General features: G+C 62.4%; 13 protein-coding genes. 6 read left to right on the top strand and 7 right to left on the bottom strand.

Going from position 1 to position 20288, the window contains the following annotated elements:
* Positions 1–328: 328 nt before the first annotated feature.
* Complete coding sequence (locus tag ACWFUC_RS22555) at positions 329–1246, bottom strand: LysR family transcriptional regulator (RefSeq protein ID WP_489623368.1); 918 nt, start codon at positions 1244–1246, stop codon at positions 329–331.
* Between the two features lie 161 nt (positions 1247–1407).
* On the opposite strand from ACWFUC_RS22555, the gene gcl reads away from it, so the two are divergent.
* From gcl to pyk, 4 genes are all read left to right on the top strand, one after another.
* Positions 1408–3183 carry a glyoxylate carboligase gene (gene gcl / locus ACWFUC_RS22550; protein ID WP_489623367.1) on the top strand — a complete coding sequence of 592 codons (1776 nt, stop codon included), beginning with the start codon at positions 1408–1410 and terminating at the stop codon, positions 3181–3183.
* A 17-nt stretch (positions 3184–3200) separates the two neighbouring features.
* On the top strand, positions 3201–3989 hold the full coding sequence (hyi, locus tag ACWFUC_RS22545) for a hydroxypyruvate isomerase (protein ID WP_489623366.1): 789 nt from the start codon (positions 3201–3203) through the stop codon (positions 3987–3989).
* A gap of 42 nt (positions 3990–4031) precedes the next feature.
* On the top strand, positions 4032–4919 hold the full coding sequence (locus tag ACWFUC_RS22540) for a 2-hydroxy-3-oxopropionate reductase (RefSeq protein WP_343724619.1): 888 nt from the start codon (positions 4032–4034) through the stop codon (positions 4917–4919).
* A 194-nt stretch (positions 4920–5113) separates the two neighbouring features.
* Positions 5114–6532 carry a pyruvate kinase gene (gene pyk / locus ACWFUC_RS22535; protein ID WP_489623365.1) on the top strand — a complete coding sequence of 473 codons (1419 nt, stop codon included), beginning with the start codon at positions 5114–5116 and terminating at the stop codon, positions 6530–6532.
* 103 nt (positions 6533–6635) lie between these two features.
* Here pyk and ACWFUC_RS22530 read toward each other — a convergent pair whose 3' ends face one another.
* From ACWFUC_RS22530 to ACWFUC_RS22515, 4 genes are all read right to left on the bottom strand, one after another.
* Positions 6636–8012, bottom strand: a complete 1377-nt coding sequence (locus ACWFUC_RS22530; protein ID WP_489623364.1) for an 8-oxoguanine deaminase — start codon at positions 8010–8012, stop codon at positions 6636–6638.
* A gap of 635 nt (positions 8013–8647) precedes the next feature.
* Entirely contained in the window at positions 8648–10411 is a 1764-nt protein-coding gene (locus ACWFUC_RS22525) for an allantoate amidohydrolase (RefSeq protein WP_310839770.1), read from the bottom strand.
* A 255-nt stretch (positions 10412–10666) separates the two neighbouring features.
* Entirely contained in the window at positions 10667–12061 is a 1395-nt protein-coding gene (locus ACWFUC_RS22520) for a nucleobase:cation symporter-2 family protein (RefSeq protein WP_121044866.1), read from the bottom strand.
* A gap of 277 nt (positions 12062–12338) precedes the next feature.
* Positions 12339–13283 carry a LysR substrate-binding domain-containing protein gene (locus ACWFUC_RS22515; RefSeq protein ID WP_034332623.1) on the bottom strand — a complete coding sequence of 315 codons (945 nt, stop codon included), beginning with the start codon at positions 13281–13283 and terminating at the stop codon, positions 12339–12341.
* Positions 13284–13790: 507 nt separating this feature from the next.
* Here ACWFUC_RS22515 and ACWFUC_RS22510 point away from each other — a divergent pair.
* Entirely contained in the window at positions 13791–15041 is a 1251-nt protein-coding gene (locus tag ACWFUC_RS22510; RefSeq protein ID WP_489623363.1) for a urate hydroxylase PuuD, read from the top strand.
* A gap of 28 nt (positions 15042–15069) precedes the next feature.
* Positions 15070–16698: an HAL/PAL/TAL family ammonia-lyase gene (locus ACWFUC_RS22505; RefSeq protein WP_489623362.1), complete on the top strand. Its 1629-nt coding sequence runs from the start codon at positions 15070–15072 to the stop codon at positions 16696–16698.
* A 119-nt stretch (positions 16699–16817) separates the two neighbouring features.
* Here ACWFUC_RS22505 and ACWFUC_RS22500 read toward each other — a convergent pair whose 3' ends face one another.
* Positions 16818–17498, bottom strand: coding sequence for a Fe2+-dependent dioxygenase (locus tag ACWFUC_RS22500; protein WP_489623361.1), 681 nt, complete (start codon positions 17496–17498; stop codon positions 16818–16820).
* 145 nt (positions 17499–17643) lie between these two features.
* On the bottom strand, positions 17644–19881 hold the full coding sequence (locus tag ACWFUC_RS22495) for a catecholate siderophore receptor Fiu (RefSeq protein WP_489623360.1): 2238 nt from the start codon (positions 19879–19881) through the stop codon (positions 17644–17646).
* Positions 19882–20288: the final 407 nt, after the last annotated feature.

Below are 20288 nucleotides of genomic sequence, written 5' to 3'. Positions count from 1 at the left end.
ACCCCCAAAGAGCCAGCCCTCCTGCGGAGGGTCCCCGCCGCAGCGAAGCGAAAAGTGGGAAGGATAGAGTCGCTTCGCTCCCACTATCCTTCTGATCCACTTTTCGCTCCGCTGCGGCGGCTGGCTCTATGGGGACACCCCCCCACGGGCTCGCCTTCGGCCTCGCCTTTTCTCGCTCGCCTGCGGCCTCGCCCTTTCTCGCTCGCCTGCGGCCTCGGCCGTACTCGCCTGCGGCTTCGTCGGCTTTGGTTTTGCCCTTGTTTTATCGACGCCCGTTCGTCCTGAGTAGGCCCGTCAGGGCCGTATCGAAGGCGCACCGTCCCCTGTTTCACACCTTCCGCGCCCGATTCCAGTAATCCTGTTGCCCGTAAACGTCCTTCAAGTAATCAATGAAAAACCGCGTCTTCGCCGGCAAATGCCGCTGCTGCGGATACACCGCCATGATGTCGTAATGCGGCAAAGCATACTCATCCAACACCGTCACCAACTCCCCCGACGCCAATTGCGCCTGGATCTCCCACGTCGACCGCCACGCCAGCCCCAATCCCTCACTGGCCCAACGATGCAGCAATTCTCCATCGTTGCAATCAAGATTACCCTGTACCTTGGCAATCACCGGCTTGCCGTTCTGCTGGAAATACCATCCGCGCTGCTGCCCACCCTGCAAATTGAACGCCAGGCAGTTGTGCTGCGCCAGATCATCCAGCGTGCGCGGAACACCATGACGATGCAAATACTCCGGCGCCGCACACACCACCCGCCGGTTGCTCGCCAACCGCACCGCCACAAAACTCGGCTCAATCGCCCCCCCAATGCGGATGCCCAGGTCATACCCCTCGCGCACCAGATCGACCACGCGATCCGTCAGATTGAATGAAATCTGCACCTCCGGATGCGCCGCCAAAAACGCCGGCGCATGCGGCGCCACATGCAGCCGCCCGTACGCCGCCGGCGTCGAGACCACCAGATGGCCCGTGGCCTTGTGCCGGCCCTCGGCAATGCTCTTCTCGGCCGTGTCCATCTGCTCCAGCAACTTGCGGCAATGATCCAGGAACACGCTGCCCTGCTCGGTCAACGTCAAATGCCGCGTCGTGCGATGCATGAGCTTGGTGCCCAAACGCTTCTCCAACGCATCAATGCGCCGCCCCATCATCACCGGCGTCACCTTGTCTTCCAGTGCCGCCGCCGCCAGGCTGCCCTTGTCCACCACCAGCACGAATGCTTCGATCTGCTTGAGTTTGTCCATCAATCCCTCCCGGCCTGAGTGTAATTCAATACTTTTTGGATGTTTCCATACTTTTTCTCAGTAATCAGTGGACTGTGATGATACTTATCATCCGGATTTGTAATGACTAGCATGGCCTCCAGCGATCACACATCCACCAACGGACATCCTGGAGAACGAGCATGGCAAAGATGAGAGCAGTCGACGCGGCAGTGCACGTATTGGTCAAGGAAGGCTGCCTGCAAGCCTTCGGCGTGCCCGGCGCCGCCATCAATCCCTTCTACTCGGCATTGAAGAAACACGGCGGCATCAGCCACATCCTCGCCCGCCACGTGGAGGGCGCCTCCCACATGGCCGAAGGCTATACCCGCGCCAAGGCCGGCAACATCGGGCTGTGCATCGGTACCTCGGGGCCGGCCGGGACCGACATGATCACCGGGCTCTATTCCGCCCAGGCCGATTCCATCCCCATCCTCTGCGTCACCGGCCAGGCCCCCCGCGCCCGGCTCTACAAGGAAGACTTCCAGGCCGTCGACATCGAATCCATCGCCAAGCCCGTCACCAAATGGGCCGTCACCGTGCGCGAACCAGCCCTGGTGCCGCGCGTGTTCCAGCAAGCCTTCCACCTCATGCGCTCCGGCCGCCCCGGCCCGGTCCTGATCGACCTGCCCTTCGATGTGCAGATGGCCGAGATCGATTTCGATCCCGATACCTACGCGCCGCTCCCGGTCTATCGTCCCGCCGCCACCCGCGCCCAGATCGAGAAGGCCTTCGACATGCTTAACGCGGCCCAGCGTCCGCTGCTGACCATCGGCGGCGGCGTGGTCAACGCCGATGCGGCCGCACTGGCGGTGGAGTTCGCCGAGCTCACCGGCATCCCCGTGATTCCGACCCTCATGGCCTGGGGCGCCATTGCCGACGACCACCCGCAGATGGCCGGCATGGTCGGCCTGCAAACCAGCCACCGCTACGGTAACGCGACCCTGCTGGCCTCGGACTTCGTGCTCGGCATCGGCAACCGCTGGGCCAATCGCCATACCGGTTCCATCGATGTCTTCACCAAGGGCCGTACCTTCGTCCACGTCGATATCGAACCGACCCAGATCGGCCGCGTCTTCGGTCCGGATTACGGCATCGTCAGCGATGCCGGTGCCGCGCTGAAACTCTTCGTCGAAGTGGCCAAGGAGTGGAAGACCGCCGGCCGCCTGCCCGACCGTTCTGCCTGGCTGGCCGAATGCCAGCAGCGCAAGAAGTCGCTGCAGCGGCGCACCCACTTCAATGACACGCCCGTCAAGCCGCAACGCGTGTATGAGGAAATGAACCGCGCCTTCGGCCGTGAGACCTGCTATGTGGCGACCATCGGTCTGTCGCAGATCGCGGCCGCGCAATTCCTGCACGTCTATCGCGATCGCCATTGGATCAACTGCGGCCAGGCCGGGCCGCTGGGCTGGACCATTCCTGCCGCACTGGGTGTGGTGGCGGCCGATCCGCAGAAGAAGGTGGTGGCCATCTCGGGCGACTATGACTTCCAGTTCATGATCGAGGAACTGGCCGTGGGCGCGCAGTTCAAGCTGCCTTACCTGCACGTGCTGGTCAACAACTCCTACCTCGGCCTGATCCGCCAGGCGCAGCGCGGTTTCGACATGGATTACTGCGTGCAGCTGGCCTTCGAGAACATCAACGCCCCCGAACTGAACGGCTATGGCGTGGACCACGTGGCCGTGGTCGAGGGCCTGGGCTGCAAGGCCATCCGCGTCACCGATCCCAATGCCATCCAGGATGCCTTCGCCCAGGCCCGGCGCTGGATGGCCGAATACCGCGTACCAGTGGTGGTGGAAATCATCCTCGAACGTGTCACCAACATCGCCATGGGCACCGAGATCGATGCCATCAATGAATTCGAACCCCTGGCCGAGCGCGCCGACGATGCGCCCACCGCCATCAGCCTGCTCGACTGAAAACGAAGGAGACTCGCATGACCAAACTCGCCGCCAATCTCACCATGCTGTTTACCGAACAGCCTTTCCTGGAACGCTTCCAGGCCGCATCGCAGGCCGGCTTTCGTGCAGTGGAATTCCTCTTCCCCTATGCCTTCGCGCCGGAACAGATTGCCGAACAGTTGCGTACGCATCGCCTGCAACTGGTCCTGCACAACCTCCCGGCCGGCAACTGGGACGCCGGTGAACGCGGCATCGCCTGCCATCCCGATCGCGTGGCGGAGTTTCGTGCCGGGGTCGAGGAGGCGATCCGCTATGCCCGCGCGCTGGAGGTGCCGCAGCTCAATTGCCTGGTCGGCATCCTGCCGCCGGGCGTCTCGCGCGAAGCGGCGCGCGAGGTGCTGGTCGGCAATTTGAAATACGCGGCCACGCGCCTGAAGGAGCAGGGCATCCGTCTGCTGATCGAGCCCATCAATCACTTCGACATTCCCGGCTTCTTCCTCAACACCACGCGCCAGGCGGTGGAACTGATCCTGGCCACGGGCTCGGACAATCTCTTCGTGCAATACGACATCTATCACATGCAGCGCATGGAGGGCGAACTGGCCAACACGCTCAAGGCCAACCTCTCCCTGATCGGCCACGTGCAGCTGGCCGACAACCCCGGCCGCGGTGAACCCGGCAGCGGCGAGATCAATTACCGCTACCTGTTCAACTGGCTGGAGGCCATCGGCTATCGCGGCTGGATCGGCTGCGAATACAAACCGCAGGCCGGGACCGTTGCAGGACTGGGCTGGATCGCGCAACACGGATTGCAGACAGCCTGAACACATGACAGCAGGATTTCATCTTTCTTGAGGAGACACAGCATGGCAAAAGTTGGATTCATCGGCCTGGGCATCATGGGCGCACCCATGGCGGAAAACCTGCAGAAGGGCGGCCACAAGCTCTACCTGCACGACCAGAAAAATCCCCCGGCGCCCTTGCTGGAGGGCGGGGCCACCGTCTGCACGTCGGGTGCGGAAGTAGCGCGGCGCGCTGACATCGTCATCGTCATGGTGCCGGATACGCCCCACGTGCAGGCCGTTCTCTTCGGCGAGAAGGGCGTGGCCGAAGGCCTGTCGCCGGGCAAGATCGTGGTGGACATGAGCTCCATCTCGCCCATCGCCACCAAGGAGTTCGCGCAGAAGATCAATGCGCTCGGTTGCCAATATCTGGACGCGCCGGTCTCGGGCGGTGAAGTGGGCGCCAAGGCGGCCTCGCTCACCATCATGGTCGGCGGTTCGGAATCGGCCTTCAACGATGTCAAGCCGCTGTTCGAACTGATGGGCAAGAACATCACCCTGGTCGGCGGCAACGGCGATGGCCAGACCACCAAGGTCGCCAACCAGATCATCGTGGCCCTGAACATCCAGGCCGTGGCCGAGGCCTTGCTCTTCGCCTCCAAGGCCGGGGCCGATCCGGCACGGGTGCGGCAGGCGCTCATGGGCGGCTTTGCTTCCTCACGCATCCTGGAAGTACACGGCGAGCGCATGGTCAAGCGGACCTTCGCGCCGGGCTTCCGCATCGAGTTGCACCAGAAGGACCTGAACCTGGCCCTGCAAGGCGCCAAGGCATTGGGCATCAGCTTGCCCAATACTGCCGCGGCCCAGGAGCTGATGAACGCCTGCGCCGCCAATGGACTGGCGGGGATGGATCACTCGGCGCTGTGCCGGGCGGTGGAGATCCTGTCCAATCACGAGATCGCCAAGGCCTGAGCGAATGATGATGTCAATGTGAAGTGAGACTGCGTGTATTTCGCCTCGGCTTCACTTCACATCCCGTTCGGACTGAGTAGCCGCGCATGCGGCGTATCGAAGGCGCACAGACGACTGCGCGCCTTCGATACGATCCTGCGGATCTACTCAGTCCGAACGGTTTTTTTGTATCCAACCAGAACAAGAGGATTTCCATGCGCCGACTACGCCAGGCCAAAATCGTCGCCACCCTCGGTCCCTCCAGCGCCACGCCGGAGATGATCCGTGCGCTCTTCGACGCCGGGGCTGACGTATTTCGTTTCAACTTCAGCCACGGCAGCCACGCCGATCATCACGCGCGTTACCAGATCGTGCGCCAGGTGGAGCGCGAAGTCGGCCGCCCCATCGGCGTGCTGGCCGACCTGCAGGGACCCAAGCTGCGCATCGGCCAGTTTGACGGGGGCAGGGCAGTGCTGCAGGCCGGGCAGGTGTTCACCCTCGACCGTGATGCCTCTCCTGGCGACCAGCGCCGCGTCTGCCTGCCCCATCCTGAATTGTTCGAGGCCATTCAAGCCGGACAAAGCCTGCTCATCGATGACGGCAAGCTGCGCCTGCAGGTAGAAGCCAGCGATGGCCATGCCATTCGCACGCGCGTGGTCAATGGCGGCGTGGTCTCCGATCGCAAGGGCGTCAATGTGCCCGATGCGGTCTTGCCGATTCCCGCGCTGACCGCCAAGGACCGCCGTGATCTGGACTTCGCGCTGGAGATGGGCGCGGACTGGATCGCGCTGTCCTTCGTGCAGCGCCCCGAGGATGTGCTGGAGGCGCGGGCGCTGGTGGCGGGCCGCGCGGCCATCCTCTCCAAGCTGGAGAAACCGGCCGCGCTGGAGCGGCTCGATGAGATCGTGGCAGTGTCGGACGCCATCATGGTGGCGCGCGGCGACCTCGGTGTGGAGCTGCCGCCGGAGTGCGTGCCGGGCACGCAAAAGCGCATCCTGCGCGCCTGCCGCCAGCAGGGCAAGCCCATCGTGATCGCCACCCAGATGCTGGAGTCGATGATTGCCGCGCCGGTGCCGACGCGCGCCGAAGTCTCGGATGTGGCCAGTGCCATCTATGATGGATCGGATGCGGTGATGCTGTCGGCCGAGTCGGCCAATGGCAGCTATCCCTTGCAGGCGGTCACGATGATGGACCGGGTGATTGCGGAGGTGGAGAAGGATCCGCTGTATCGCACCCTGATGCAGGCCCAATACGCCACCCCCGAACGCAACCGGCCCGACGCCATCTGCGCGGCGCTGCGCGACGTCACCGGCATCCTCGGGGCCAGCGCCACCGTGACCTATACCAGCTCGGGGCATACCAGCCTGCGCGCGGCGCGTGAACGTCCCGCTGCGCCCATCCTCTGCATCACGCCGCAACTGGCCACGGCGCGGCGGCTGGCGCTGGTGTGGGGCGTGCATTCCACCATCAGCGAAGCCGTGCATGACGAGCGCCAGATGGTCAGCGCGGCCTGCCAGGCGGCGGTGCGTGAAGGGTTTGCGCGCCAGGGAGACCAGATCGCGATCACCGCGGGCATGCCCTTCGGGCAGCCGGGCAGTACCAATCTGTTGCGGGTGGCGGAGGTGTGGGGGTGATTGTTCCGGATGCCCGGCACGACAATGATGAAGCCGTCCAGTGATTCACCGGGCGGCTTCATGCTGTTCTCCGTCGTGGCAGAGTCAGGAATGAAAGCGGTCTTCAGCGCGCCGCCTGCGCCAGCTCCAGGGAAAGACGATTGTGCCGCTCCAGCACCGCCCCCAGGTCAATGGTGGTGAGCTGTCCCTCGCGCACGATCACGCGGCCGTTGATGATGCTGGTGTTCACGTTGGCCGGGGTGCAGAAAACGAGTGCGGCCACCGGATCATGCAGTGCGCCGGCAAAGGCGATCTGGCGCGTATCGAACATCACGACGTCGGCCGACATGCCGGGCTTGAGCGCGCCGATGTCGTCGCGATTCAATACCTTGGCACCGCCCAGGGTGGCCACTTCCAGCGCCTGCCGCGCGGTCATGGCGTCGGGGCCGAAGCCGACCCGTTGCAGCAGCATGGCCTGGCGGACTTCGCCCAGCATGTGGGCACTGTCATTGGACGCACTGCCGTCCACGCCCAGGCCGACCGGTACGCCCGCATCCAGCATCTTGCGGATGGGCGCAATGCCGGAGGCCAGCCGCATGTTGGAACAGGGACAGTGCGCCACGCCCGTGCCGGTGCGGGCAAACAGGTCGATGCCATGCTCGTCGAGCTGCACGCAGTGGGCGTGCCAGACGTCGTGGCCGACCCAGCCGCAATCTTCGGCATATTCCGCCGGCGTCATGTTGAATTTCTCGCGGCTGTAGGCAATGTCGTTGACGTTCTCGGCCAGGTGCGTGTGCAGCGATACGCCATAGTGACGCGCCAGGTCGGCGGCCTCGCGCATCAGGTCGCGTGAGACCGAGAAGGGAGAGCAGGGCGCGACCACGATGCGCTGCATGGCGTGGCGCTGGCTGTCGTGATACGTCTCGATGAGGCGTTGCGTGTCCTTCAGGATGGCAGGCTCTTCTTCCACCACGCGGTCCGGCGGCAATCCACCCTTGGACTGGCCCACGCTCATGGCACCCCGCGCTCCGTGGAATCGCATGCCGATCTGGGCAGCGGCCTCCAGGCTGTCGTCCAGGCGCGTCTGGTTGGGATAAATGTAAAGGTGGTCGCTGCTGGTAGTACAGCCCGACAGGATCAACTCGGCCATGGCCGTCAGCGTCGATACCCGGATCATCTCCGGCGTCAGGCCCGCCCAGATCGGATACAGATTGGTCAGCCAGTTGAACAGCTCGCCATTCTGCGCGCTGGGGATCGCACGCGTCAGGCTCTGGTACATGTGGTGGTGCGTGTTGATCAGGCCCGGGATGACCACGTGATGGCTGGCATCAATGACCTCGTCCGCCTCTTGCGGCAGATCTTCCGTCTTGCCGACCTGCTCGATGACCTTGCCCCGGATGTAAAGCGCACCATCGGCGATCTCTTCACGGCCCTCGTTCATCGTGACCAGGACGCGCGCGTTCCTGATCAACAGCGTCTTGCCTGTTGCTTGCTCTTGCATGATGTTGGACTCCTTCTTGGCTTCCTTGTTGATGTGTTTGACTTGCGGGTCGGCGCAGGTGACAGGGGGGAGTCCCTTTCTTGCCCTATTAACGACTGCGACGGGTGGGGTTGTTGGGAGGGTTTAGGTCCGGTTAATGCTGGTTTTGTGTTGCGTTAAGGTTTGCTTAATGCTGGTGTTTTCGTGTTGTTGAGCTTTGGGTAGTCTGCACGGAATTTCTTCCTGCGCTCTAGCTTAATTACTTTCTCTCTCCGGGCGGAACGGAGCGCCGGGAGCGGCCCGGCAGCCGCTCACTTTTCTTGTCTCGCCAAGAAAAGTAAGCAAAAGAAGGCGACCCCAAAGAGCCAGCCCTCCTGCGGAGGGTCCCGCCGCAGCGAAGCGAAAAGTGGGAAGGATAGAGTCGCTTCGCTCCCACTATCCTTCTGATCCACTTTTCGCTCCGCTGCGGCGGCTGGCCCTATGGGGCCAACACCAACTCGGGCTCGCCTGCGGCATCGCCCTTGTCTTGCTCGCCTGCGGCTTCGGTCGTACTCGCCTGCGGCTTCGTCCGGACCTGTGCTGCAAATTCCCGTTCGGACTGAGTGGCGGCACAGCCGCGTATCGAAGACGCGCAGAACGCTAAATCATATAAATCATTAACGCTTCGCCTCAAAACTGCGCAGGAAATCCAGCAAAATCTGCCCCGATACCTCCGCATCATCCGCCGTCATCGTCTCCAGCGGATTGTGGCTGATGCCTCCATTGCCACATCGCGTAAACAACATGCAGACATCCGTCAGCTTGGCTATCGCCATCGCATCATGCCCAGCCCCCGACGCCAGCTCAAACGGCGTCACGCCGGCACGCTCCGTCGCGGCACGCAACTGATCCATCAGCCACGGCGCACACGGCGCAGCCGCTGCGCTCAAGGTCTCCTCCAGCTTGAAATCAATGCTGCGCCGGCCACAGATCTCCTCGATCTTGCCCAGGATGTCCTTCACCGCCGCCATACGCACCTCATCCACCGCCGCACGTATGTCCAGCGATAACTGGCACGCACCCGGAATCACGTTCGTCGACCCGCGCGGTACCTGCAATTGCCCCACCGTGCCCACCAGCGCCGCATGCTGATCCTGCGAACAACGCTGCTCCACATAAAGGATGATCTCGGCCGCCGCTGCCGCCGCATCCTTGCGCATGTCCATCGGCGTGGTACCCGCGTGGCTGGCCACTCCCTTCAACTCCACCAGATAGCGCGAACTGCCCGCAATCGAAGTGACAATGCCCACCGGCAAATCACGATTGAGCAATACCGGTCCCTGCTCGATGTGTACCTCCACATAGCCCAGGATGTCGGCCGGATCACGCGCAATCTGCGGGATGGCCGCAACATCATGGCCCGCCTGGGTGATCACCTCGCGCATGCTGATGCCATCCTTGTCCTGCAGGTCCAGCAGTTTCATGTCGAAATGGCCGGTCACCGCATTGCTGCCCAGGAAGGTGCTCTTGAAACGCACGCCTTCTTCTTCCGAAAATCCAATCACCTCGAAATGGAAAGGCAAGGTCTCGCCACGTTCATGCAAATGCTTCACCACCGCAATGGGCAGCAAGATTCCCTCGCGCCCATCGTACTTGCCGCCATTGCGCACCGTGTCGTAGTGCGAACCGGTGAGCAAGGTCCTGGCCTGCGGATCCGTGGAAAGATAACGCCCCACCACGTTGCCCACCGCATCGATATGCACATGCATGCCCGCCTCGCGCATCCACTGCGCAATCTGCTGGGCAGTACGCTGGTGCGTCTCGGTGAGATAAGTACAGGTGAGCGCGCCTTCGTCTTCCGACAGGGCGCCGATTTCTTCAGCCCACTGCATCACCGTGGCCCCCATCGCCGGGCGATAGCCCAGCAGGTCGTTGATGCGCATCTCGGCAATGCGGCCGATCTGGCGCAGGGCTTCACGCACTTCGTCTTCCGGCTGGTTGCGCAGGCGGCGCGCAAACGTGGCGATGATCTGCTGGCGCGTCAGGCCCGCACCAGTAGGACCCTTCACCGCCAGGATGAAGGGAAAACCGAACTTCGCGTTGTAGTCGGCATTGAGCTGTTGCAGCCGGGCAAATTCTTCCGGGCTGCACAGGTTCAATCCAGCCTTGGCCTGCTCACCCGTGGACTCGGCCGTCAGCTCGCCGGCAATCGCGGCGCGGCCAGCCAGTTCGGGGTGGGCGCGGATCAGGCCCAGTTGCTCGGCGCGGCTGGCGTCGGTCACGACCTTGTGCAAGGCCAGCTTGAAGGCGGTGAGATTGCGGAAGGGACGCTGCAGCGCCGCCCGCTCGGGAATCCAGGGAGAGTGCTCGTAAATGCCGTGCAGGGCGGCGATGAAGGCCGAAGTCTCGGCTGCGTTCAGGTGTTCCAGTGTCGTCGTCATGTGCTGGCCGGTCGGCTCGCCGCCGGCTCCCTCGCTGTGTTCATGGGTGATGCCGCAAAGCCGACGCCGACATCCCTCATGAAAATCAGGATTGTCGGCACCGATTGTTGTCTGCGGCTGTCGTCTCACGGTCTGCGCCAAAGCCCGCCCGGTGCGGTCTGCAGCGCAGATGAGACTTTAAAACATCTTGGCCCGGATGGCATCAACGGTTTCATCTGGGCCCTATGCGCAGCGGCATATCTCACCGCACCCGCTTCAGTGATCCGAACTCTGCGCCGCCGCGACCGCATAGCGGGCCACGTCCTCTTCACTGCCCCGGCCATTGAAGAACAGGTTCAACCCGACCGCCATGGCCGAGGCCAGCAGGATGCCGCTGTGGAAGATGGTGCCCAGCAGATGCGGCATCTTGTCGAAGAAGGTCGGCGCAACGATGGGGATCATGCCCACGCCAATGCTGATGGCGACGATGAAGAGATTGTTGCGGTTGCCGTGGAAATCGACCTTGGACAGGATCTTGATGCCGGTCGCCGCCACCATCCCGAACATCACGATGCCGGCACCGCCCAGCACGAATTGCGGAATCGACGCGGCCACGTGCGCCATCTTGGGGAACAGGCCAAACGCAATCAGGATCACCCCGGCCGCCACACAGACGAAACGGCTGCGAATGCCGGTCACGCCCACCAGCCCGACGTTCTGCGAGAAGGAGGTATAGGGGAAGGTGTTGAAGAGACCGCCGATCACCGTGCCCAGGCCATCCACGCGCAAGCCGCTGGCCAGCGTGCGGTCGTCGATGCGGCGGCCGACGATGTCGCCCAGGGCCATGAACATGCCGGTCGATTCGATCATCGTCACGATCATCACCAGGCACATGCTGATGATGGAGGCAATGTCGAATTGCGGCAGCCCATAGTGAAAGGGCTGGATGAAGGCGAACCAGTCCGCCGCATCCAGCCCGTCAAAGCTGATCTTGCCCAAGGCAAAGGCAATCACGAAACCGACCACCATGCCCATCAACACCGATATGTTGGAGATGAACCCCCGCGTGTACTTGGTGATGAGCAGGATCGAGACCAGCACCACCGCCGCAATCGAGAGCGACAGCGGCGAGCCGTAGTCGGGATTGGGGACTTTCACGAAGACCCCGTCGACCAGCTTGCCGATCACCGGCTGTCCACCTGCGGCCCAGTTGATGCCCACGCCCATGAGCGAGACGCCGATCACCGTGATGACAGTGCCGGTGACCACCGGCGGAAAGTAACGCATGAGCTTGCTCATGTAGGGCGAGGCGAGGATGCAGAATACGCCCGAAGCAATCACCGCCCCGTAGATATGCAGGATGTTCAGCTGCGGATTGTTGGCCATGGCCACCATCGGCCCCACGGCGGCAAAGGTCACGCCCATCATGACAGGCATGCGGATGCCGAATTTCCAGAGGCCGGCGCTCTGGATGATGGTCACCAGCCCGCAGCAGAACAGGTCGGCACTGATGAGGTAGGCGATCTCGGACTTGGGCAGGTTCAGCGCACCACCGATGATGAGCGGCACGGCAATCGCACCGGCATACATCACCAGCACGTGCTGCATGCCGAGGGCAAAGAGCTTGAATACGGGTAGGCGTTCATCCACCGGATGGCGAGTGGCTTGCATGGGATTGTCTCCTGGTATTTTTTATCGATGGAACCTGGCATGTGACCGCGCCGCCGTGATCATTCTGAGAGGGTGACGTGCCTTGCCGCTTGAAGGTGGTTCCGGCCCAGTACCGTGCTCCGCGTCTTGGTGGGGCTTGTGTGCGGATGCCGGTCTGATGCTGGCGATACTAATGCAATCCGGGGAGTGCGATATATAAGCCCCGGCATACCGGCTGGCGCGCCGCCGATATATGCCGGAATGCCCGTTTCCTTTGCCGGAGCGGCCCGGCACCGCTTCAGGCGCGGCCCTGCGCCATCATCTTGGCCGCCGCGCTGACCTGGGCGCGCAGCCATTTGTGCTCGGTGGCCTGGTGCACCCGCTCGTGCCACAGCTGGTAAAAACGCAGCGGCGGGAACTTGATGGGTACCGTATAGCTTTTCAGGCCCAGGAGTTTTTCGTAGAAGCTGGCGAACTGCTGGCCGGCCGTCAGCACCAGGTCGGTCTGCGCCACCATGTAGGGCAGCATGCGGAAGTGCGCCGATTCCACCACCACATTGCGATGCAGGTTCTGCTTTTCGAGGAAGGTATCGATGGTGCCGTGATAGCCGGGCAGGATCTGCGAGGGCGCGGCGTGCGGCAGCGAGAGATAGTCCTCGATGCTCATGGCGTCGCGCGCGGTGCGCTTGGCGTAGGCACAGTCGGCGCGCATCAGGCAGACGATGGGGTCGTCAAACAGCTTTGACAGGTGCAAATGCGCAGGCGGCTCGTCCCAGTTGGCAATCACCAGGTCCAGTTCCCCGTCCGACAGCAGGCGCACGTAATCGGTATCCGGACCCAGCGCGTGGATGACGATGCGGCTGCGCGGCGACTCGCGCCGCAGGCGGGCGATCACTTCGGTGAAGAAGGGCGTGTTCATGTAATCGGGCGCGGCGATGTGGAAGGTACGCTCTTCCTCCTGTGGCACGAAAGCAGTCTTGGGCACGAACAGGCGCTCGGTTTCGTCGAGGATGCGCTTGGCGGGTTTCAAGAGGCTCTCGCCATGCTGGGTCGGCACCATGCCGCGCGCGCCGCGCACCAGCAGCGGGTCGCCGGTCAGTTCGCGCAGCTTGCGCAGCGAGGCTGAAATCGAGGGCTGCGGCTGGTTCAGTTTCAGGGCGACCCGCGATACATTCTTCTCGCAGAGCAGGAGATAGAGGATGCGGATGAGGTGGATGTCGAGATGGTCAGGCAGCCTGGACATGGGAATGTCTCCGGGGTCTTGTGGTGCGGGGCAGGTGACGGTTTTTCGTTCACTCTGGGGCGGCTGCATCGGGGGCAGGCGCATTATCGTTGTCTTGTGCCGGGCCGGCTCGGGCGGCGGCCTGGCGTGATGCGAGCGCAAGCGTCCCACATCCAGGGGGCATTTTTGTATATCGTCATTCGTATGTCAAATATACGTTGATGACCATGTTTTGCGTGACCCTCACGTTTATCTTTCCTGCAACCGTCCCGCATCAGCAGGATGGCCAAAAAAACAGATGGCATCAGCCATCGGGTCGTAGCGGCAGCACGACGGGAGACCAGCCAGGGCGCCATCAAGGCGCCTGCGCTTCCCGGCGCGCGGGAAGCCTTCACTCCACTCATCCAGTTGCAGCCTTGGTACACGCAGGGCGGTGGGAAGACTTCCATGGCGGCCCATTCCTGAGGCAATGCCTCGCCTGTCCGGAGTAGGTCGCGGTGGCGGACAGCAATCCTGCGTGGGGAAGACATGGAAGCACTCCTGGTTTCATATGGCATCGACTGGGCCAACCTGCTGGTCCGCTGGCTGCACCTGATCACGGGCATCGCCTGGATCGGTGCCTCGTTCTATTTCGTCTGGCTGGACAACTCCATCCGCCCGCCCAAGCCGGGCAGCGACCTGGAGAAGAAGGGCGTCTCCGGCGAGCTGTGGGCCGTGCACGGCGGCGGTTTCTACAATCCGCAAAAGTATCTGGTCGCGCCGGCCGAGCTGCCGGAAGAACTCCACTGGTTCAAGTGGGAGGCCTATGCCACCTGGATCACCGGTGTGGCCATGCTGTTCATCGTGTATTACTTCAATGCCTCGGCCATGATGGTGGACAAGTCGGTGGCCAACCTCACCGGGCCGGAAGCCGTCGGTGTGGGCATCGGTACCCTGGTGCTGGGCTGGATCGTCTACGACCTGCTGTGCAAGTCGCCGCTGGGCAAGCGCGAAGGGCTGCTGGGGCTGGTGATGTTCGTCTTCATCGTGGCGGTGGCCTATCTGCTCACACACCTGCTGTCGGGCCGCGCGGCGTATATCCACGTGGGCGCGATGATCGGCACCATCATGGTGGGCAATGTGCTCATGGTCATCATCCCCGGCCAGCGCAAGCTGGTGGAGGCGATGAAGGCCGGCCGCTCGCCCGACCCCATCCACGGCCGCAAGGGCAAGCAGCGCAGCGTGCACAACAACTACTTCACGCTGCCCATACTCTTCATCATGATCAGCAACCACTATGCGATGACCTACACGCATGCCCATAGCTGGCTGGTGCTGGCGGCGATCATGGCGGCCGGTGTGCTGATTCGTCACTTCTTCAATTTGCGGCACAAGGGCAAGGTGTCGGTGGGCTATCCCCTCGCCGGTGTGGCCTTGCTGCTGGCGGTGGCCGTGGCGATTGCGCCGCGTCCTGTCGCACCTGCTGCATCGACTGCACCTGCTGCCTCCGCAGGTGAGGGCGCAGCGCCGGTGGCGGCTGCCGCACCGGACTTTGCCCGCATCCAGGCCATCGTCACCCAGCGTTGCGCCAGCTGCCATTCGGACAAGCCGACCCAGGCCGGCTTCGCCACCGCACCAGCCGGGATGATGCTGCAAACGCCCGAGCTGATTCATCAGCACGCGGCCAAGATCTTCCAGCGCGCCGTCCAGACCAAGGACATGCCGCTGGCCAACATGACCCAGATGACCGATGCGGAACGCACCGAGCTGGCCGCGTGGTTCCAGGCTGGGGCCAAGTAATCGCACCCGATTCCATCAGAGAGCACACATGCAACCCATTACCATCGACGGATTCAACCTCACCGCCGCGCAAGTTGTCAGCGTGGCTCGTGCGCCTCACCTGAAAGTGGCGCTGGCCGATTCTTCGCGTGCCGCCCTCAAGCAAAGCCGCGACTACATCGAATCGACCTGGATGCACGATGAAGCGCCCATGATGTACAGCTTCAATACCGGCGTGGGCCTGCTCAAGGACACCCGCATCAAGGTCGAGCATATCGAGCTGTTCCAGACCCAGCTGATCCGCGCGCACAGTGCGGGCATCGGCGAGCCGTTTTCGGAAGAAGTCAGCCGCGCCACCATGCTGCTGCGGGCCAATGCGTTCGCTTCGAATTATTCCGCGCCACGCGTGGAAGTGGTTGATCGCCTGCTGGCTTTCATCAATGCGGGTATCCACCCGATCATGCCGCAGAAGGGATCGGTGGGTGCTTCCGGCGATCTGGCGCCGCTGGCTTATCTGGCGGCGGCCATTGCCGGGTTTGATGAAGCGGAAGTGATGTATCAAGGCCAGCGCATGCGCGCCACGCAGGCCATCGAGCAGGCCGGCATTGGTCCGGTCAAATTTGATCTCAAGGCCAAGGATGCCTCGGCCCTCATCAATGGCTGTACTGCCTCGCTGGCGGTCGCCATCCTCGCCGCACACGATGCGCGCCATCTGCTGTCCGATGCCTGCCTGTCACTGGGGCTGACGCTGGAAGCGATGCGCGCCGAAATGTCGGCTTTCGATCCACGTATCCAGCAGGCGCGTCCGCATGCGGGGCAGATCAAGACGGCTGAAGTCATCCGCAACTTGTTGAAGGGGTCCACGCGTACTACGCATGAAGCGCGTGCAATACAACTGCCCGATGAATTGCGCCGTACCGATATTCGCTACACCGCGCGCATTCAGGATGTGTATTCGCTGCGCTGCGCGCCGCAAGTGTATGGTCCGGTATTCGATGCGCTCGACTACATCGATACCATCATCGAGAAAGAGACCAACTCCGCCACCGACAATCCGCTGATCTTCAACAAGGAAGACGGCGAAGGTTTCGAAATCATTTCCGGCGGCAACTTCCACGGCCAGTATCTGGCGCAGGCGATGGACTTGCTGGCCATGGCCATCACCGATCTGGGCAGCATCTGCGAACGCCGTATCGCGCGCCTGATCGACCCCACCCTGTCGTGGGGATTGCCGCGCAACCTGATGAGCGGCGTGCGCGGCGTCAACACGGGCTATCCGGTGGTGCAGTGTTCCATGAGTTCGCTGGTGATGGAAAACCGCACCCTGTGCATGCCCGGCAGCGTCGACAGCATCCCTTCCAAGGGCAACAGCGAGGACCACATTTCCAACTCGACCTGGTGCGCCCGCAAGGCGATGACGGTGGTGCAGAACACGCAATACATCGTCGGCGTGGAAATGCTGCTGGCGGCGCAGGCGCTGACCATGACCGAGAACTTGCTCAAGGACTTCAAGCTGGGGCAGGGTACGCAGGTGGCCTATGAGGAGATCCGTCGGCAGATTCCGGCTTGCCTGGATGGCGATCGCTGGTTCCACGACGACGTGCAGGCCGCGCATGGCTTCGTGGTCAGCGGATCGGTGCGGGAGGCGGTGATCGCTGCGATCGGGCGGTTCGTCTGATCCCGCACTGGCTTGCATGAAAAAGGCCGTCCGGTGCAATGCCGGACGGCCTTCGTCTTTGGCGTATCGGGATACGCTAATTTAAAAACGATATAAAACAAATAAACAATTTGGCGTAGTCAGACCTCCGCCCACTGCCGCAGCAGGTTGTGATAATGCCCGGTCAGTCCCACCACTTCGTCGGTATCCCCCAGTTTTTGCCGCAGGCCGACGATGTTGCGGTCCAGTTCGAAGAGCATGCTGCGCTTCCAGTCGTCGCGGATCATGCTCTGGGTCCAGAAAAAGGAGCACACGCGCGCCCCGCGCGTGACCGGTTCCACCCGGTGCAGGCTGGTGGAGGGATAGACGATCATGTCCCCCGCCGGCAGTTTCACTTCATGGGTGCCATAGGTATCGACCACGACCAGTTCGCCGCCATCGTATTCGTCCGGCTCCGACAGGAACACCGTGGTCGAGACATCGGTACGGATGCTGCCGGCCGCATTGGGCAGCATGCGCACCGAGCCATCCACGTGCAGGCCGTAGTGTTCGCCGCCTTCATAGCTGTTGAACAGCGGCGGCATGGTCTTTTTGGGCAGCGCAGCGGCAAAGAAGAGGGGATTCCCGCGCAGTGCTTCCAGGATGATCTCGCCGAGCTGGAATCCCAGCGGCGAATGTTCCGGCAACTGCCGGTTGCGCTTCACGCGCGCCCCCTGGTCGCCCACCGTCGCGCGGCCGTCCACCCAGTCGGCGCGCTGCAGTTTGGAGCGGATGTGGCTGACCTGTTGCGGGGTCAGGAGCTGGGGGATGTGCAGCATCATGATGGAATTCTCCTGTAGCGAATGAAAAAACCCCTCCGCACGGGAGGGGCCGTCAAGTCGCCGATCGCTGGCTCACCGGAGGGGTCACGAACTCTTGCGAGTCAGAGCACAACACCCGGTGAGGGCTTCAATGCCAGGGGCAGGATCAGAACTTGAAGTTGGCGGTCAGCGCCACCGAACGCGGCGTGCCTGGGGTGTAACGATAGCCGCTCTTGTTGATTGCCGCTACGTAGTCTTTATCGAAAATATTGTAGATATTGAGCTGTAGATCAACGTTCTTGTTCACGATATAGCCAACCATGCCATCGAAGACCCAATAGCTGTTGGCGTACTTGGGCGTACCGACCGCACCATCGGTGCCGCGCAGCAGCGAACTGACGTAACGTGCACCACCGCCGACGGTGAAGCCCTGCGGCAGGCGATAAGTGGCCCACGAAGTGAAGGCCTGCTTCGGCGTATAGGCAAGATTGTTCTCGCCGGCGGCCGTGGTGATGGCACCGCTGTTCACCTTGGTATCCATCCAGGTGTAGCCCGCTGCCAGCGACAGGTTGCTGGTCACGTCACCGGTCACGCCCAGTTCGATACCCTGCACGGTCTTCTTGCCGGTCTGGAAGTACTGCAGCGAGGTCGGATCCTGCTCGACTTCATTGGTCACTTCGGTGTGGAACAGGGCCGCCGTGAGGGCCAGCTTCTTGTTCATCAGATCCCACTTGGTGCCCAGTTCGGAGGTCTTGGTCTTTTGCGGGGCGTAGTTGCTGTTGGCCGCGCTGTTGGCCGAGGCCGACAGGGCGAAGTTGCTGCCGCCCGGCGGCTGCTGGGAGGTGGCGTACAGGGCATAGATGCTGCTGTAGTCGGTCGGCTTGTAGATTGCGGCCAGCTTCCAGTTGAACAGGTTGCCCGAGGTCGACAGGTTGGTGATGGTGCCGGCGGCGTTGGAATAGTACGTGGTGCGGTAATGGTCCTCGCGGATGCCGGCGTTGATCGACCACTGGTCGTTGAACTTGACGGTGTCGAACAGATAGGCCGAGACGGTGTCGGTCTTGCCGTCGTTGTAGCCGGTGGCCGTCATCGTGTAGGTCTTGGGGTCGTTCGGATTCGGGTTGTACAGGTTGGCCACCGACAGCGTGCCGCTGCGGGTGAAGGACAGCGCGTGCTGCTTCTCCTGGGTGAATTCGACACCGCCCACCAGCGTGTGCTTGAGGCTGCCGGATTGCAGATCGGCCGTGATGTTGGTCTGGTTGGTGATGATTTCGTTGCTCTGGTCCTTGCGCGTCGGGTTGGAGCGCGACAGGGTCCAGGCCGAGGGATTGCTGGCCGACGGCGTGACCAGGTTGGCCGATGTACCCATGAAGGCGGTCAGCAGGTAATCCTGGCTGGTCTTGGCATAGCGCGTGGTGTTCTGCAGCTTGACGTTCTGCGAGAAGTCATGCTCCACACGCGCCGTGAACATGTCGGCGGTCACCTTGTCGTAGTCGCTCGACAGGCCGTAGAAATTCGACGAGTTCACCCGCGCCGCGCCGCTCAGGAAGGAGCGCGAGGCATCCGGCGAGGTATAGCCCGGCAGGCCGATGGTGGGCACGCCGCCATCGGGCACGTTGTCCTGGTCGATGTGCAGATAGTTCAGGAACACGCGGGTCGGGCTGTTCAGGCCAAAGGCCAGCGAGGGCGCCACGCCCCAGCGGTCGTTCTTGACTTCATGGCGGCCGGGGACGCCGCTGTCCTGCTTCATCACGTTCAGGCGCATGGCGATGCCGCGCTCTTCATCGATCACCTTGTTCCAGTCGGCGGTGGCGCGCTTCTGGTTCCAGCTGCCATAGGTGGCGGAGGAATTGAAGAAGTTGTTCATCTCGGCCTGCTTGGTGACCATGTTGATCGAACCGGTCGGCGAGCCGCGTCCATTGTCGGTGCCCGCCGGGCCCTTCAGGACTTCCACTTGCTGAATGTTGAACATGTCGCGCGAGATCGAACCGAGGTCGCGCACGTTGTCCACGAAGATCGCGCTGGAACTGTCGAAGCCGCGCATGTAGATGGCGTCGCCGGTGTTGGTAGTACCGTTTTCGCCGAGGAAGAAGGTGCCGACGCCCGGGCTGTTGCGCAGGGCTTCGGTCAGCGTGGTGGCGCCCTGCTGGTCGATCAGCTGCTTCTTGATCACGGTCAGGGTCTGCGGGGTGTCGACCAGCGGTTGGCTGTACTTGGCCGAGGAGGCCTTGTCGGCCTTGTAGTCCGATTCCTGGGTGGCGGTCACTTCGACCTTGGGCAGGGCGGTGCTGGTCTGTGCGTGCACGCCCACGGCCGGCAGCAGCAGGGCGCCGGCAACGGCGGCGGACAGACGGGTCGAAGCAAAGGCAGGCTGCGCGTGCTTGCGGCTCTTGATGTAACTCATGGCAGGGTTCCGAGAGAAAATGTTGAGAGTTCTCTTGGCTGGCTATGAGTCGAACGGGCAATCGCATGGTCTGGTGAGACCTGGCAGGCTCCGCCGTAATGGCTGGCGAGATTGTAGTTTTTGTATCTCGTTGATATCGCAATGTTTCAAATTGCTACGAGATTTTTACAATTATAGCCACGGTTCCAAATAAAAGTGATTCTTATTCTAAAAATTTCTGTTCCCTGATCGTCTGCTCTTGGTCTTCCATTCAGAACATCCCGCGCAAAGCCGCACCGCATCCGGGAAGGCGGACGGGGCAAGCCGAAACTACATTTGTTGCATAAAAAACACGAAGCCTCACGGCAGTGCGCTGCGTGATGCAGTGGGCTGGTCGTGAGGGAGGTGTGGGAGCAGTTCAGCGGTGG

Source organism: Herbaspirillum sp. Her4 (assembly GCF_057961335.1).
The sequence above is the reverse complement of the archived record's forward strand: the minus strand, read 5'-3'. Positions and strand labels throughout refer to the sequence as shown.

Coding starts and splice junctions, on each gene's coding strand:
- ACWFUC_RS22555 (WP_489623368.1), bottom strand. CDS start 1,246: ATGGACAAACTCAAGCAGATCGAAGCATTCGTGCTGGTGGTGGACAAG.
- gcl (WP_489623367.1), top strand. CDS start 1,408: ATGGCAAAGATGAGAGCAGTCGACGCGGCAGTGCACGTATTGGTCAAG.
- hyi (WP_489623366.1), top strand. CDS start 3,201: ATGACCAAACTCGCCGCCAATCTCACCATGCTGTTTACCGAACAGCCT.
- ACWFUC_RS22540 (WP_343724619.1), top strand. CDS start 4,032: ATGGCAAAAGTTGGATTCATCGGCCTGGGCATCATGGGCGCACCCATG.
- pyk (WP_489623365.1), top strand. CDS start 5,114: ATGCGCCGACTACGCCAGGCCAAAATCGTCGCCACCCTCGGTCCCTCC.
- ACWFUC_RS22530 (WP_489623364.1), bottom strand. CDS start 8,012: ATGCAAGAGCAAGCAACAGGCAAGACGCTGTTGATCAGGAACGCGCGC.
- ACWFUC_RS22525 (WP_310839770.1), bottom strand. CDS start 10,411: ATGACGACGACACTGGAACACCTGAACGCAGCCGAGACTTCGGCCTTC.
- ACWFUC_RS22520 (WP_121044866.1), bottom strand. CDS start 12,061: ATGCAAGCCACTCGCCATCCGGTGGATGAACGCCTACCCGTATTCAAG.
- ACWFUC_RS22515 (WP_034332623.1), bottom strand. CDS start 13,283: ATGTCCAGGCTGCCTGACCATCTCGACATCCACCTCATCCGCATCCTC.
- ACWFUC_RS22510 (WP_489623363.1), top strand. CDS start 13,791: ATGGAAGCACTCCTGGTTTCATATGGCATCGACTGGGCCAACCTGCTG.
- ACWFUC_RS22505 (WP_489623362.1), top strand. CDS start 15,070: ATGCAACCCATTACCATCGACGGATTCAACCTCACCGCCGCGCAAGTT.
- ACWFUC_RS22500 (WP_489623361.1), bottom strand. CDS start 17,498: ATGATGCTGCACATCCCCCAGCTCCTGACCCCGCAACAGGTCAGCCAC.
- ACWFUC_RS22495 (WP_489623360.1), bottom strand. CDS start 19,881: ATGAGTTACATCAAGAGCCGCAAGCACGCGCAGCCTGCCTTTGCTTCG.